Genomic DNA, 14,208 nt, shown 5'->3' on the forward strand with positions numbered 1-14,208 from the left:
ATGCTTAAAATGTGGCGTAAAAAGTTTTTGAAAAACGGTAAACAACTTTTTATACATGAAACTCCAGGGGAGAAGGGAACGATTATTGGTGTTCATGGCTTGACGGGTCACCACATGCAATTAGGACATTATCAAAAAGCATTTGAAAAGCAATTCCGTATGATTACTTATGATTTGAGAGGACGGGGTAAAAGTTCGGAGGCTGATCCATCTACATGTATTGATCAGCATGTAGATGATCTCGTTGAGCTAATAGATTTACTAAAAGTTGAACGCCCGATCCTTATGGGGTATTCCATGGGGGCGTATATTTGCTTGAAAGCCGCTTCTCGATTAGAAAATGTAGGAGCCGTTATATTATTAGATGGAGCAGCAGAAACTGATGAAGGTCAAAAAGAATTAATCCTTCCGTCCTTAGTAAGATTAAAAACACCATATTCGACGCGGTTAGATTACATTACTCAAACTCGCAAGGCATATGAAAAATTAGGAATAAGATGGTCTGAGCATATGAACCGAATTGTCAATTATGAAATAGAAAAGCAAGGAGATCATTGGGAGCATAAGTCAAATTCGAAATTAATTGAAAAAGATTTTATGAGCTTTTTTGATTATAACGTGGAACAATATGCACCATCCATTACAGCACCCGTATTATTAGTGCAGGCAACTGGGCATATGGTTGGAAGACGCCCACTTTTTTATGACTTTCAATTTTATAAGCTTGAACAACTAATAAATACCATTGAGACAATTAAGACAAAGGCCAATCATTTAACACTTGTGTTTAATAAACAAGTAGAACTAGAGTGGAGAATGTTAGACTTTTTGAATCGTCATTTTTCTTTAATAGATCATGAGTCAACGTATTGTCAAAATCGTTAAGAAGAATATATATTCCTTAGCCATTGTTCTTTAAAAAATAACGAAAACATGTTTATAATAGAGTAGAGAATGTTGAAGGAGGACTGACAATGGATAAGGCTTTAGAAGAAAACCTTTGGGGTGCGCTTGAAAACGTCATTGACCCTGAACTAGGTATTGATATCGTCAACCTTGGTTTAGTTTATGGCGTTGACTTAGATGATGAAGGTTCAGCAACGGTTACTATGACATTAACTGCAATGGGTTGTCCGCTTGCTGGTACGATTGAACAAGATGTCAAACGTGCACTTTCTGATATCCCTGAAGTTGACAATACAGTGGTTAATATCGTATGGAACCCGCCATGGACGAAAGAACGTATGTCTCGCTATGCGAAAATCGCTCTTGGAATTCCAGACTAAAAAGATAAATTGATTAAGTAAAGATGATCTCGACTATTTTCGAGATCATTTTTTATTAATGTTTTATATATATAAAGCCCAGAAAGAGACTGTGATAGTTCTCTATTTGGGCTAATCTTATGTCTTAGAAAAATAAAAACACTATAGCTCCTACAATGAAGCAGTAGAAAGCAAAATATTTAAGGTTCCCAGATTTCATAATGTCAATGAACCATAATAAAGCGAAATAAGAAGCCACAATAGCCCCAATTAAAGCGACTAAAAGTAAAATAAATTGGCCAGAGAAGGCTTCATTTCCTGCAATATCGCTAACTGAAAATACCATGGTTCCAATGCTGACCGGAATATACATCAAGAATGAGAATCTAAGAGCAGACGATCGATTAAATCCAACTAACATGGCTCCGACAATTGTTGCCCCTGATCGACTAATTCCAGGAATTAATGCAATGGCTTGCGCAATCCCGACCATGAAAGCATCTTTAATCGTAATCTCATCATCAGTTTTGAACCCTTTGAGGTTGCGAATAATCCATAAAGCAATTCCAGTTAAGATTAATGTAATTCCAACGACTTTAATATTGTGACCAATTATACTGTCAATATGGTCTTCAATTAAGACTCCTAATAAACCTGCGGGGATCGTAGCAACAACTAATAATAAAATATAATTGAAGTCAGAACGATAGCTCGAATCTTTTTGGAAAATAAATTTTGAGCCATTGACTGTGAGTCTGATTAAATCATTTCGGTATATGATCAGTACAGCGATTAATGAACCAAAATTAATGAATCCTTCAAAGGTGATTGGTAAGTCAATTTCTAATAAGTTTCTAACGATTAATAAGTGACCGCTCGAAGAAATCGGGATGGGCTCAGTAAAACCTTGGAAAAGCCCTAAGAATAAATACTTTAATAATTCAATTAGTTCTTGCATTATAAAACCTCCTAAATTGTGCACATAACCTAGTTTTTTTGAATAAGTTAATCTTGAAAAGGGAGGTAAGATTCTGTGAATACTTATTCAAAGGATCATATTTTAAATTTATGTAAAAGTCACATGAAACAGTACGTGCTTGTTGAAACTCAACAAGGTGAACAACTTCAAGGTGTTATAGTAGACATGGACGATGAAAATGTCTATTTAGTTACACCGGTTATTCATCAAGAACAAAGAAATCCTTACGCATATGGGTATGGATACGGATCGCCTTATGGGTATGGTTATGGGTATCCTCCAAGCGTAGGATTGAGAAGACTTATTTTACCATTAACAGCAATCGCGGCGTTAAGTTTGTTACCTTGGTATTAAAAAAGAGGTTGACTCAACGCCTTATGATTTGAGTCAACCTCTTCTATTTAATACGACGAGTCATCCTTAATAACGCCTTCACCAAGAACCACTGAGGAAATAGTGAAGATTACCGTTAATACGATTGCGAGTGGGAAGCTAAATGTGTCTCCAGTCATGCTTGTGATTACATATACAACCATTAAGCTTAATAGGAAACCCCAAATGACTGTCCAAATTAAACGCATAGTATGTCACCTCATTTTATATACATTGCAAATTACAGTTTACCAAAGGTTTAGAAAAAAATAAATAACGAATATGTGACGTTTTTATGCAATCATAAAAAAGGTGGATTACACAATGAAAGTATTTATTAAAGGTTGTTTTCAAAAGATCGCATTTCAACTCATCCATGAGCTCGTGGACCAAGGTTTTGAGGTTTTTGGATTTGATGAAGTGGATTCAGATGATGAAAAGTTCGATCGTTATGCTATGGTAGGAAGAAATTCAGCTTTCCATTTAGAAAATTCAATTGAAGACTCATCTCAGTATGAGTATACTTATGATTTTACAATTGAAGATGGATTATGTACGTTTAAAGATGGTGAACAAACCGTATTAAAAATTTATATTGATTGTTTTGATGCTCATGAAGAACGCGATCAAATAACATCTGAACATATTTCAAAATGGTTAGCTAGTTTACAACAATATACCTCATTACCAGATCAAATTCATTTAAACGGTGAGGAAGTTAACGGGGTTCATATTATAAAGATAGAGTAAATTTTGAACACATATGGTTGCTATGTTCTCTGAAAAGTTACAAAATATAAGTAGGACTTATTTAGGTATCGGAGTGCTAGATTTGAAAAAATACTTGTTATTATTAGGCTTAGCCTCAACGGTTTTCTTATTGGTCAGTTGTGGACAAGTTTTCAATAAAGGACAATTAAATAATGTCGGTCTACTCTTGGATGGTACTATTCATGATGAAACGTGGGGTAAAGGAGCTTATTTAGGAGCTTTGGAGATCAAAGAAGAACATAATATCAGTGTTTTAACGAGAGAAAATGTATCGACCATACGTGAGACAGAAGAACACGTGAAGGATATGAAACGGCAGGGAGTCAATTTAGTTTTTGGGCACGGCTCAGAATTTGGGAAGTATTTTGATCAATTAAATGAGGCGTACCCTGATATGCATTTTGTCTACTTTAACGGAAATACATTTGATCAAAATATTACGAGTATACACTTTGATGGTTATGAGATGGGCTATTTTGCAGGCGTATTATCAGCAAAGGTGACTCAGACAAACGAAATTGGTATTATTTCTGCTTTTGAGAATCAACCAGAAGTTCAAGGCTTTTTTGAAGGCGTTAAAGATACAGACCCTAGGGTTAATCTTCATTTAAGATCTGTTTTTGATTGGTATGACCAGCAACGAGCGTTGTTATTATTTAAAGATTTATTAGCTGATAATATTGATATCGTCTATCCAGCAGGAGATGGATTTAATATCCCCATCATCTTAGAAGCAGAAAAACATGATATTTATTCGATTGGTTATGTAAGTGAGCAAAATGAAGTGGCCCCTGAGTCTGTGATCACCAGTACCATTCAAGATTTAGAAAAAATATATGTTAATATCGCTAATCAATTTGATCAAGGTGAGTTACCATCAGGGGTTATTCATTATGGATTTGATAATGAATATATTTATTTAGGAGAGTATGGTGACACGGTTAGTGATGAAGTTAAAGAAGAAGTGGATGCGGCGATTAATCGTTATTTAGAAAGCGGAAGTTTAAAGAATTAGTCTTTTCTTCCGTTTATTTTTTTGATAAAATTATAACCAGGTCATAATATATGATTATAATAGTTTGTAATGAGGAGATGACCAAAATGAATGCTGGTATTTTAGGTACAGGACACTATGTTCCTGAACGTGTTTTAACGAATAAGGACCTAGAGAAAATGGTTGATACTTCGGACGAATGGATTCAAACTAGAACAGGTATTGTCGAACGGAGAATTGCACCTGATGACATTGATACGTCTGATATGGCATATTATGCAGCAGTTCAGGCAATGGAAGAAGCAGAAGTAAAAAGTGAAGACATAGACATGATTTTAGTCGCAACTGTGACACCTGATATGGGATTTCCATCTGTTGCTTGTCAAATCCAAGAGCGACTTGGAGCGTTTAATGCATCTGCAATGGATTTAAGTGCAGCTTGCGCAGGATTTATGTATGGGATGGTAACAGCTAAACAATTTATCGAAAGTCAAACTTATAAAAACATTCTAGTTGTTGGTGTAGAAAAATTATCTAAAATAACAAACTGGGAAGATCGTAATACGTCTGTATTATTTGGCGATGGAGCAGGAGCAGCTGTTCTTGGACCCGTATCGAAAGATCGAGGAATCTTATCTTTTGAATTAGGTGCAGATGGAACTGGTATCCCGCATTTACATCAAGATGGTGATTATATTTATATGAATGGTCGTGAAGTATTTAAATTTGCGGTTAGACAAATGGGAGAGTCGGCTTTAAATGTAGTCGAAAAAATTAATCTAACAAAAGATGATGTCGATTATTTAATTCCTCACCAAGCAAATATTAGAATTATGGAAGCAGCAAGAGAAAAACTAGATATACCGGTTGAAAAAATGTCAAAATCAGTTCATAAATATGGCAACACTTCAGCTGCATCGATTGCAATTGCGTTGTCTGAAGACGTTAAAGAAGGTAAGATTAAAAAAGATGAATTGATTGTCCTAGTTGGATTTGGTGGCGGACTAACATGGGGTGCCGTTGCTTTACGTTGGGGAAAATAAGAGGAGGTTAGAATAACAATGTCTAAAAGAAGAGTAGTTGTAACAGGACTAGGGGTTGTATCTCCGGTCGGAAATGATGTTAACACATTATGGAATAATATTACGTCAGGTCATGTCGGAATTGGTGAGTTAACTAAACTAAATCCTGATGATTTTTCAGTTAAAATTGCTGGTGAAGTAAAAGATTTCGATCCTAAAGAGTATATGGAAAAACGTGAAGCTCGAAAGATGGACTTATTTACTCAATATGCAGTTGCTGCTTCAAAGATGGCAGTTGAAGACTCTGGGCTTGAGATTACGGAAGAAAATGCTTCACGAGTTGGAGTGTGGATTGGTTCTGGTATTGGTGGTATGACCACATATGAAGAAAGCTTCCGAAAATATATGGATAAAGGGAGAGTCAGTCCTTTCTTTATCCCGATGATTATTCCTGATATGGCATCTGGCCAAGTTTCTATTTTACTCGGAGCAAAAGGAATAAACTCTTGTTCAGTAACAGCGTGCGCGTCAGGCACCAATTCCATTGGTGATGCCTTTAAAGTGATTGAACGAGGCGATGCTGATGCGATGATTACAGGGGGAGCAGAAGCTCCATTTAACCATATGTCATTAGCTGGTTTTTCATCAATGGGAGCACTATCGACGAATACGGATGCTCAGACCGCTAGTCGCCCATTTGATCAGAACCGTGACGGATTTGTCATGGGTGAAGGTTCGGGTGTTATTGTATTAGAGTCACTAGAATCAGCTCAGCAACGTGGAGCGAATATCTATGCAGAAATTATTGGTTATGGTTCAACTGGTGATGCATACCATATCACAGCTCCTGCCCCTGAAGGTGAAGGTGCTGCAAGAGCCATGCAACAAGCATTAGAAGATGCTGAAATTAATGCTGATGAAATGGATTATATTAACGCTCACGGTACAAGTACTGAGTACAATGATAAGTACGAAACGACAGCTGTTAAGACTGTGTTTAAAGATCATGCTTATCAATTAGCCATGAGTTCTACAAAATCAATGACAGGTCACCTATTAGGTGCAGCAGGTGGAGTAGAAGCGATTATCACAGCTCTTAGCCTTAAGAATAATATCATGCCTCCAACGGTTAATTATGAAACACCAGATGAAGACTGTGATTTAGATTATGTAGCAAATGAAGCGCGAGAAAAGGAATTAAACGTTGCCATGACGAACTCACTTGGATTTGGTGGACATAACGCTTCATTAGTATTTAAAAAGTTTCAATAATTTACGAATCAACTGTCCTAAAGATCTTTAGGGCAGTTTTTTGTTGTTTTAGAAGCTTCTACTTAGATAAAAAAACACCAGTTATGATTGAAACTTTCATAACTGGTGTTAGGGATTTCTATGATTCATCGTTAGGTTCTGTCTCTTCATCAGATTCGTCACGTCGAGTCAAGTCTTCCGTACTTGGCTGACTAGTTAGAAATTCATTTAAGGCAGATCTATTTTCTTCTAAATTCAATTCTAGTACCGCACCTGCATGGCTATAAGTTTCATCTGTGAATGTATCATCCATCGGAATTCTCATAGTTTCAATTTCGTCAGGGGTTTCTAGGAAAAATTCAGAGGCAATAGATAAAATTTTACCCGTATCCATATTGGTGTCAATATAGGGTTGTAAAGTTCCAACGGTTCTAGGTAATTTCATAATACTAGTAAATGATAAAACCTCATCTTTTAAAGCGCTCATGACCTCTTGTTGACGTCTGACACGTCCGAAATCATTTTCATGATCACTTCGAAAACGTGCGTAATCAAGTAGTTGCTCTCCGTCTAATTTTTGGATGCCTGGATGTAGATCAATATCCGTATGGATCATTCTTTTTTGGACGTTCATCTCAATTCCTTCTGGCGCAACGGTATCTACAATATTCTCGAACCCTTTAAAGTTGACGATTGCATAATAGTTTACATCAATATCAAAATTCTCTTTAATCGTTTGCCTTAATAGTTCTGGCCCACCCATAGAAAAAGCTGAATTAATTTTATTGTATCCGTGACCTGGTATTTCAACATATGTATCTCTCATGAGCGAAACGAGTTTAGCACGATTATGTTTGACATCATATTGCCCAATCATGATGGTATCCGTTCTAGAGCTACCATTTTCACTTAGATCTTCACCTAAAAGCAACACATTGATAACATCGCTATTTAATTCCTCAATACCATTAAATTCATCTTCGTATTGGTCACTTTTATCACTATCTTTATATTGCTCCATCTCTTTTTCAGCTGCATATTTTCCAGCTTGAAATTCATATGTAAAATATGCGGCAAAAATAAGAACTAATGAACCTACGATAAGTAGTATTTTTTTTCTTTTATGTTTTCGCTTTACTTTTTTTCGATCCTTTCTTTTTTCCATTGTTTTCTCCTTTCTATACATTTAACAACCTAATTTCTATGTATTTTAAATTTATTATACAAAGGTAGATTCAATTAAATATTTTTAATATTTTTACATATACATTATTATAGACGATTGGACAAGCCTGGAGGTTTCTAAAATGTTGCCTTTAATTTTATTTTTAATTGGATTTGGTTTTTGTTGTGTTGGTGGAGTTTCAATAATTGGATATTTAAATTATTTGCCTGTAGGGATGAGCACATACGATTTTATACTGTTTATCTATACGCGCCCAGAGTGTTATTTGCTTCCAGGCGGTTTAATATTAATCTTTATTGCTATGTATATTAACCCATTTGATTCATAAAATTTAAGAATAAAAATAAGTCACTTGGTCATAATGAGCATAAATGGAGGATTATGAAAAGTGAGGGATTATGATGTTATATGTACATGATATTTGGGTAAATTGGTTTGAAGGTGAAGAGAATGGGTACAACGTATGTCAGTTTCATGAATGGCGTAAAGATGACTCGATTGAGCTTTTAGACCAAATCCCAGTTGTGCACGTAGAAGAAGACCTTTATGACTACATAGAAAACAACATGCAAGATATCCCAAAACCATTATTAGAGCAAGTATACCAGCGCGCTTATTTAAAAAAACATCATAAGAGAATCCCCTTAGACTATGCGTTTGTGGTGACGGATGGAGCTCATGCTCTAGTGGTTGACACGTTAGGTTATGACATTCCAGTTAGAAAGAGTAGACTAATTCCACGCCAAGAAAGGCTTGTATTGGATTTAGTTAAGCAAAAAGAACCTTTAACTTACTCTTTTAAGAGGCCAAAAAGAACGAAAGAGCATCATTTATTATCTCTAGAACCAGTTTATATGGTTGGTCTAACAAGAAAAGAAAGACAACTGAAACATCTTCTTATGCTCATGATTGATCAATTAAATCAGAGTCAACGTATCGATGAATTGAGGTACTGGTTAACAGAGTGGAAGCCTGAATGGTATGAAAATATTCAGGATATTACATTTGATCAAGGTTACGACTTATTATTATCTGAAGTTAAAGTCGGATGGAGTGCCAAACACGAAGAGTTATGTGAGAAAATGGCTAAAGGGCAACCGTTCTTTGAACGTCTTTGGGAAATGGAACAACGTAAGAAAAATGTTTTAAAAGGTTCATAAGCTAAAGGGCAATCCGTTAAAGTCGGATTGCCCTTAATTTATTTTATCTTTTTAAATGTACCCGTCCGATTCCCATTGCTTTTTTAGCTTTGTTTAACATTTTTGATGCTACAAAATTAGCTTTTTCACGACCGTGATCTAAAATTTCATCTAATTCATCGGACTCATACAGTTCATAATATCGTTTTTGAATGCTAGCGATTCTTTCTGACACAATTTGAGCGAGGTCTGTTTTAAAATCTCCGTAGCCTTTTCCTTCATATTGAGAAACAATTTCTTCGACAGTTTGTTCAGTAAATCCAGCATAAATATTTAATAGGTTGGTGATGCCGGGTTTATTTTCTTTATCGTATTCAATGATACCTTCAGAGTCTGTCACGGCACTTTTAATTTTCTTTTCAATTTGTTTAGGTTCATCCAATAAGAAAATGGTTGCCTTATGATTGTCATCTGATTTACTCATTTTTTTTGTTGGGTTTTGTAAAGACATGATCCGTGCCCCAACTTTTTGAACTTTAATGTCTGGGATATTAAAGATATCGTTATAACGTTTATTAAAACGCTCAGCTAAATTACGTGTTAATTCAATGTGTTGTTTTTGATCATCTCCAACAGGAACAATATCTGTGCCATATAATAAAATGTCAGCAGACATAAGCGGTGGATAAGTAAGAAGTCCAGCTGTAACCGATTCTTTGCCTTCAGATTTATCTTTATATTGTGTCATACGTTCTAATTCCCCAACAGTCGCAACACATTGGAGCATCCAAGCTAGCTCAGCATGGGCTGTTACTTCAGATTGAATGAATAACGTTGATTTTTTAGGATCAATTCCACACGCTAGGTACATCGCAGCTAACGAACGAATTTGATTACGAAGCTTTAAGCGGTCTTGTGGAACTGTAATAGCATGATAATCTACGATACAGAAGTAGCTATTATATTCATCTTGTAGCTCTGGAAATTGTTTCATCGCCCCTAAATAGTTTCCAATCGTTAATGTTCCTGAAGGTTGAATTCCTGAAAATATAGTTTGACTCATGTTAAAAACTCCTTTCAGTATTAAATTCCATTAAAAAAGGTTCCATTCATCCCTAATAGATAGGGACGAATGGAACCGCGGTGCCACCCTAATTACCTCATAATAAAAGGTCACTCATACGCAATATAACGGTTGCGAACCAAAAAACTCAGAAGCCCCAATTTCAGCTCATACTTACTTATCTGTTTTCACTATCCAGACTCACTGTAAAGAGAGGTATGAACCTACTTATACTTCATCATCGTTATCATCGTACTATTAAATTTTAAATTATTATATTCAACCCTACTTTAAAATGCAAGTTAATCTCTCGTGACATAATATATCCTATCTTTTATGACAAATCAATAGTTAAGTTCTTTTTGGTTTTAATGTTAGGATAACTGGAAAATATTTTTCCGAAATTTTTATTTTTTCCCTCTCTATTTTTCACAAAAATATACTATAATGGAATTAAAGAGATGCAACTGGGGGAATTAGACTTGAGGAGAAGTTTTGCTTTGTTGTTGGCGTTGTGGTTGTGTATAGGAATAGCTCATTCTGTATTGGCAGATGAGGCGGAAGAATCTGATGAAACTATTAAAACAGTTTCATTTCATCATGAATTTCAAACGAATTTAGGGGAAAAAGAATTACCGGATCCATTACCAAGGTATACATATAATTCAGGGCTGAATTTCGAGTATCCTGATGCTGTTAGAGGTATTTATTTAACTGGACATTCAGCAGGTAACTCTAGGCTTGAAAAGTTAATTGACTACGTAAACGAAACAGAATTAAATGCTATGGTAATTGATATCAAAGAAGATAATGGATATATCTCTTATAAATTTCCAGAGGAATCACCATATTATGATGCATCAAAGAATTTTATGAGTGATCCACAAGCTGTATTAGAACGTTTAGAAGAAGAACAGATCTATCCAATAGCGCGTGTCGTTGTTTTTAAAGACACTCATTTAGCACATGAGAAGCCTGAATGGTCTTTTAAAGAGAATGGGAAAGTTTGGGAAAATGGTAAAGGTGAAGCTTTTGTTAATCCATTTATAAAAGATGTTTGGGAATACAATGTTGAAATTGCCAAAGAAGCGGCTAAATTAGGGTTCCAAGAAATTCAATTTGACTATGTTAGATTCCCAGAAGGATTCGAGACACGGGATGAAATACTAGATTATAGTCGCGGAGACTATGATGATGCAAGTTTAGATAATGTAAAAGAACGTGTAAAAGCCGTAACTGAATTTGTTGCTTATGCTAAAGAGGAATTAGAGCCTTACGGTGTCGACGTATCAGTGGATATATTTGGTTATTCTGCTACGATTGAAGAAGCACCAGGTATTGGGCAGAACTTTTTACAAATTTCAGACAATGTAGATGTCATTTCATCAATGATTTATCCAAGTCATTGGGGTGCTGGGTACTTTGATATTCCAAATCCAGATCAAGTACCTTATCGTTTAGTAGATGAATACGCGAAAAAAGAGAATGAATTATTAGCTCAATTAGAAGAAGGTCCAACTTCTAGACCTTGGATTCAAGATTTTACAGCATCTTGGTTATATCCAGCAGGTAAGACTTTTACTTATGGTTCAAAACAAGTCCAAGATCAAATTGATGCTTTATATGATAATGGAATATATGAATATTTAATCTGGGATTCAGGTAATTCCTATACAGAAGGTGTAGATTACGATCCTAGTAACTAAAAAGTCGCCTAATGGCGGCTTTTTTTAATTCAAAATTATAATTCATATAAGCCCTTTTAAAGCATTAATCTGATAAAGAATTAGCTATTTTCGAATATTTTGAAGGATTTTTACGAATGTATGATGAATAAAAAGGGATTTTAGATAGAAGTTATCCTTAGCATGAATATTGCATTTATTTCATACCAATCTCTGCTATTTCACATTTAACCCAACATATTGATTTCGTTATAATTAATATTGGCAAATGAGTTGTAGCATAAAAATTATATAATGCTACACGATAAAGACTAATAATAGTCACGAAGGAGTAGATCAATGAATTGGTATGAAAAGCTTAATCAGTATTTTCCTGTAGAGGAGATGAAGTCGAAAAGACATTTTGAAACCTTATTAAAAGAAAAAGGTGATGTCTATCGTAAAGATGAAGGGGAATATCATGTCATGATGTATGCTGAATTTGATTCCTTTATCTTTATAGATTATGTATACGTCTCTCCTCAATCAAGAGGCCAAGGAATTGGACATAAACTAATGGAAAAGCTGAAAGCAAAAGGAAAGCCGATAATTTTAGAAGTTGAACCCGTTGATTATGATGACAGTGATACGGAGAAAAGGCTGCATTTTTATCAAAGAGAAGGCTTTAAACATGCTCAGTCAATTGGTTATACGAGAAAATCTTTAGCGACTAAAGAAGTTAACACGCTTGAAATTTTATATTGGGCACCAGATAAAGAATCTGAAGAAGTGATCTACGAAAAGATGAAAGAGATGTATGAGGAGATTCATACTTATAAAGATGAAGAGATATATGGAGAAGCTTATCAGCCTGTAGAAGAAGTTTTAACAATTGATAAATCACGAGATGTCGATTTATTTGAAGAATTAAAGAAACCAAAAGGTGTATAACTGTGGTTAAAAAGCTGCCATGATTAAGTGGCAGCTTTTTAATGATTTTATACATAAAAAATATGGAATGATAATTAATTTTTTCTAGAAAATTGGTTTATTTCTTCCAAAGTAGGGTAAAACATTAATATACTTATTTTGTGTTTTGTCTAATTGTGAATAATTTATTACAATTGATAAAATAACCTACTAAAAAATTTGACATTCATGTATAATATGGATGAAAGGTAATTTAGATTCATTATAAAGTAATAACAGTTAAAAAGCTGTTTAGTATAGAGTACCTTTCAAAAGGAGGGTGAATGGCATGGTAACGTTATTTACTTCACCAAGCTGTACATCTTGTAGAAAAGCTAGAGCATGGCTAGAGGAACATGAAATTCCATATAAGGAGCGAAATATATTCTCAGATGCATTAACTGAAGATGAAATTAAAGAAATCTTGAGAATGACTGAGGATGGAACAGATGAAATTATATCAACTCGCTCAAAAGTTTTTCAATCATTAGATGTTAGCCTTGATCAAATGCCGCTAAAAGATTTAATCAGTTTAATTCAACAAAATCCAGGTTTATTAAGACGCCCGATCATTTTAGATGATAAGCGTCTACAAGTTGGGTATAACGAAGATGAAATTCGTCGTTTCTTACCAAGAAAAGTACGTTCATTTCAACTTAAAGAAGCTCAACGTCTAGTTAATTAATATAAAAAGAAAAGTCGAATCAAATTAAATGATTCGACTTTTTAATTTCTTCTAAAGTTATAAGAATAACCAATTAGGCAGACTAGGAATACTAGCATCAACGGTAACATTAAGTGATGATTTGGTATATAGGCAAATGTATGTTCCAACCTTTCTTCTTTAAGAATTAAGTCCGCGCTCGTATAAGCAAGTAATGATGCTCCGCCATAAACTATCGCAGGATATTTATTCATCATCATGAGTATAATTTTACTTCCAAAGATTATAATCGGGACGGATACAGCTAATCCAAAAATAATAAGTATAACGTTTTGATTCGAAGCGGCTGCTATAGCTAACACATTATCGAAACTCATAATCAAATCTGCCACTACGATGGTCTTAACTGCACCAATTAGTGTAGAAGAAGATTCAATCTCCAGATCATCATCTTTTTCAATAAGAAGTTTTAAAGCAATGTAGAATAAGAATAACCCACCGACTAGTTGGACGTAAGGGATTGTTAAGAGGTAAATGGCCACAGTTGCAAGTGCTACTCTAATTAAAATGGCTAAGCTTGTCCCTAATACGATGGCTCTGTTTTGATGATGTTTAGGCAGATTGCGACTAGCCATTGCAATGACAACGGCGTTATCACCACCTAATATTAAGTCTAGTCCAATAATAATGAGTACGGCTTTTAATAATTCCCAATTTAGATCAATGAATAATAATTCCATAAAAAACCTCCAAAATAAGTAGTGACAAATTCTAAAATTTAGTTTAAAATCATACATTAAATAAAATCAAAGCAGAAAATTTGTCCAACATTTTGCGGTGTACTATACTCGATATATAGTCGAATAAGG

At 34.7% G+C, this 14,208-nt stretch carries 17 protein-coding genes and 1 other annotated feature; of the genes, 12 read left to right on the plus strand and 5 right to left on the minus strand.

The annotated features are described in order from the left end of the window. On the plus strand, nucleotides 1-885 hold the full coding sequence (locus BMY57_RS02935) for an alpha/beta hydrolase (RefSeq protein ID WP_091772533.1): 885 nt from the start codon (nucleotides 1-3) through the stop codon (nucleotides 883-885). 89 nt (nucleotides 886-974) lie between these two features. Then, nucleotides 975-1,286: a metal-sulfur cluster assembly factor gene (locus BMY57_RS02940; RefSeq protein WP_091772534.1), complete on the plus strand. Its 312-nt coding sequence runs from the start codon at nucleotides 975-977 to the stop codon at nucleotides 1,284-1,286. A 124-nt stretch (nucleotides 1,287-1,410) separates the two neighbouring features. Here BMY57_RS02940 and BMY57_RS02945 read toward each other — a convergent pair whose 3' ends face one another. Then, nucleotides 1,411-2,223, minus strand: coding sequence for an undecaprenyl-diphosphate phosphatase (locus BMY57_RS02945; RefSeq protein WP_091772535.1), 813 nt, complete (start codon nucleotides 2,221-2,223; stop codon nucleotides 1,411-1,413). 75 nt (nucleotides 2,224-2,298) lie between these two features. Here BMY57_RS02945 and BMY57_RS02950 point away from each other — a divergent pair, with 75 nt between their 5' ends. Continuing rightward, nucleotides 2,299-2,598 carry a hypothetical protein gene (locus BMY57_RS02950; RefSeq protein ID WP_091772536.1) on the plus strand — a complete coding sequence of 100 codons (300 nt, stop codon included), beginning with the start codon at nucleotides 2,299-2,301 and terminating at the stop codon, nucleotides 2,596-2,598. A gap of 47 nt (nucleotides 2,599-2,645) precedes the next feature. Here BMY57_RS02950 and BMY57_RS02955 read toward each other — a convergent pair whose 3' ends face one another. Next, nucleotides 2,646-2,825 (minus strand): DUF2929 family protein, encoded by a 180-nt coding sequence (locus BMY57_RS02955; RefSeq protein WP_091772537.1) that lies wholly within the window; start codon nucleotides 2,823-2,825, stop codon nucleotides 2,646-2,648. 115 nt (nucleotides 2,826-2,940) lie between these two features. Between BMY57_RS02955 and BMY57_RS02960 the strand changes: the two genes are divergently transcribed. The 4 genes from BMY57_RS02960 (at nucleotide 2,941) to fabF (ending at nucleotide 6,675) form a co-directional block, all read left to right on the plus strand. Beyond that, the gene (locus BMY57_RS02960) at nucleotides 2,941-3,366 is read left to right on the plus strand and encodes a hypothetical protein (protein WP_091772538.1); all 426 of its coding nucleotides are present in this window, start codon (nucleotides 2,941-2,943) and stop codon (nucleotides 3,364-3,366) included. Between the two features lie 82 nt (nucleotides 3,367-3,448). After that, complete coding sequence (locus BMY57_RS02965; protein ID WP_175615728.1) at nucleotides 3,449-4,402, plus strand: BMP family ABC transporter substrate-binding protein; 954 nt, start codon at nucleotides 3,449-3,451, stop codon at nucleotides 4,400-4,402. Between the two features lie 86 nt (nucleotides 4,403-4,488). Next, entirely contained in the window at nucleotides 4,489-5,424 is a 936-nt protein-coding gene (locus BMY57_RS02970; RefSeq protein WP_091772540.1) for a beta-ketoacyl-ACP synthase III, read from the plus strand. An 18-nt stretch (nucleotides 5,425-5,442) separates the two neighbouring features. Further along, nucleotides 5,443-6,675 (plus strand): beta-ketoacyl-ACP synthase II, encoded by a 1,233-nt coding sequence (gene fabF / locus BMY57_RS02975; RefSeq protein ID WP_091772541.1) that lies wholly within the window; start codon nucleotides 5,443-5,445, stop codon nucleotides 6,673-6,675. 118 nt (nucleotides 6,676-6,793) lie between these two features. Here the strand turns inward: fabF and BMY57_RS02980 are convergent, their stop codons facing one another. Then, nucleotides 6,794-7,819: an LCP family protein gene (locus BMY57_RS02980; protein WP_091772542.1), complete on the minus strand. Its 1,026-nt coding sequence runs from the start codon at nucleotides 7,817-7,819 to the stop codon at nucleotides 6,794-6,796. Between the two features lie 142 nt (nucleotides 7,820-7,961). Here BMY57_RS02980 and BMY57_RS02985 point away from each other — a divergent pair, with 142 nt between their 5' ends. Next, a complete protein-coding gene (locus BMY57_RS02985; protein ID WP_091772543.1) occupies nucleotides 7,962-8,168 on the plus strand; it encodes a YuzI family membrane protein in 207 nt (68 codons plus the stop codon). A gap of 73 nt (nucleotides 8,169-8,241) precedes the next feature. Next, nucleotides 8,242-9,000 (plus strand): DUF3603 family protein, encoded by a 759-nt coding sequence (locus tag BMY57_RS02990; protein WP_091772544.1) that lies wholly within the window; start codon nucleotides 8,242-8,244, stop codon nucleotides 8,998-9,000. Nucleotides 9,001-9,043: 43 nt separating this feature from the next. Here the strand turns inward: BMY57_RS02990 and trpS are convergent, their stop codons facing one another. Beyond that, on the minus strand, nucleotides 9,044-10,042 hold the full coding sequence (gene trpS, locus BMY57_RS02995; RefSeq protein WP_091772545.1) for a tryptophan--tRNA ligase: 999 nt from the start codon (nucleotides 10,040-10,042) through the stop codon (nucleotides 9,044-9,046). 58 nt (nucleotides 10,043-10,100) lie between these two features. Beyond that, nucleotides 10,101-10,293, minus strand: a binding site (T-box leader). Between the two features lie 231 nt (nucleotides 10,294-10,524). Between trpS and BMY57_RS03000 the strand changes: the two genes are divergently transcribed. From BMY57_RS03000 to spxA, 3 genes are all read left to right on the plus strand, one after another. Beyond that, a complete protein-coding gene (locus tag BMY57_RS03000) occupies nucleotides 10,525-11,748 on the plus strand; it encodes a putative glycoside hydrolase (RefSeq protein WP_246247560.1) in 1,224 nt (407 codons plus the stop codon). Between the two features lie 318 nt (nucleotides 11,749-12,066). Next, a complete protein-coding gene (locus tag BMY57_RS03005; protein WP_091772547.1) occupies nucleotides 12,067-12,657 on the plus strand; it encodes a GNAT family N-acetyltransferase in 591 nt (196 codons plus the stop codon). Between the two features lie 307 nt (nucleotides 12,658-12,964). Then, nucleotides 12,965-13,360, plus strand: coding sequence for a transcriptional regulator SpxA (gene spxA / locus BMY57_RS03010; RefSeq protein ID WP_091772548.1), 396 nt, complete (start codon nucleotides 12,965-12,967; stop codon nucleotides 13,358-13,360). A gap of 41 nt (nucleotides 13,361-13,401) precedes the next feature. Here the strand turns inward: spxA and BMY57_RS03015 are convergent, their stop codons facing one another. Continuing rightward, nucleotides 13,402-14,079 (minus strand): TerC family protein, encoded by a 678-nt coding sequence (locus BMY57_RS03015; protein ID WP_091772549.1) that lies wholly within the window; start codon nucleotides 14,077-14,079, stop codon nucleotides 13,402-13,404. Nucleotides 14,080-14,208 lie beyond the last annotated feature (129 nt).

It is taken from the genome of Piscibacillus halophilus, from assembly GCF_900110685.1.
In the GTDB taxonomy this organism is placed as follows: Bacteria; Bacillota; Bacilli; order Bacillales; family Alkalibacillaceae; genus Piscibacillus; species Piscibacillus halophilus.

Excerpts from the sequence above, each read along its gene's own strand:
- BMY57_RS02935 (WP_091772533.1), top strand. The coding sequence starts at position 1 with ATGCTTAAAATGTGGCGTAAAAAGTTTTTGAAAAACGGTAAACAACTT.
- BMY57_RS02940 (WP_091772534.1), top strand. The coding sequence starts at position 975 with ATGGATAAGGCTTTAGAAGAAAACCTTTGGGGTGCGCTTGAAAACGTC.
- BMY57_RS02945 (WP_091772535.1), bottom strand. The coding sequence starts at position 2,223 with ATGCAAGAACTAATTGAATTATTAAAGTATTTATTCTTAGGGCTTTTC.
- BMY57_RS02955 (WP_091772537.1), bottom strand. The coding sequence starts at position 2,825 with ATGCGTTTAATTTGGACAGTCATTTGGGGTTTCCTATTAAGCTTAATG.
- BMY57_RS02960 (WP_091772538.1), top strand. The coding sequence starts at position 2,941 with ATGAAAGTATTTATTAAAGGTTGTTTTCAAAAGATCGCATTTCAACTC.
- BMY57_RS02970 (WP_091772540.1), top strand. The coding sequence starts at position 4,489 with ATGAATGCTGGTATTTTAGGTACAGGACACTATGTTCCTGAACGTGTT.
- fabF (WP_091772541.1), top strand. The coding sequence starts at position 5,443 with ATGTCTAAAAGAAGAGTAGTTGTAACAGGACTAGGGGTTGTATCTCCG.
- BMY57_RS02980 (WP_091772542.1), bottom strand. The coding sequence starts at position 7,819 with ATGGAAAAAAGAAAGGATCGAAAAAAAGTAAAGCGAAAACATAAAAGA.
- BMY57_RS02985 (WP_091772543.1), top strand. The coding sequence starts at position 7,962 with ATGTTGCCTTTAATTTTATTTTTAATTGGATTTGGTTTTTGTTGTGTT.
- BMY57_RS02990 (WP_091772544.1), top strand. The coding sequence starts at position 8,242 with ATGTTATATGTACATGATATTTGGGTAAATTGGTTTGAAGGTGAAGAG.
- trpS (WP_091772545.1), bottom strand. The coding sequence starts at position 10,042 with ATGAGTCAAACTATATTTTCAGGAATTCAACCTTCAGGAACATTAACG.
- BMY57_RS03005 (WP_091772547.1), top strand. The coding sequence starts at position 12,067 with ATGAATTGGTATGAAAAGCTTAATCAGTATTTTCCTGTAGAGGAGATG.
- spxA (WP_091772548.1), top strand. The coding sequence starts at position 12,965 with ATGGTAACGTTATTTACTTCACCAAGCTGTACATCTTGTAGAAAAGCT.
- BMY57_RS03015 (WP_091772549.1), bottom strand. The coding sequence starts at position 14,079 with ATGGAATTATTATTCATTGATCTAAATTGGGAATTATTAAAAGCCGTA.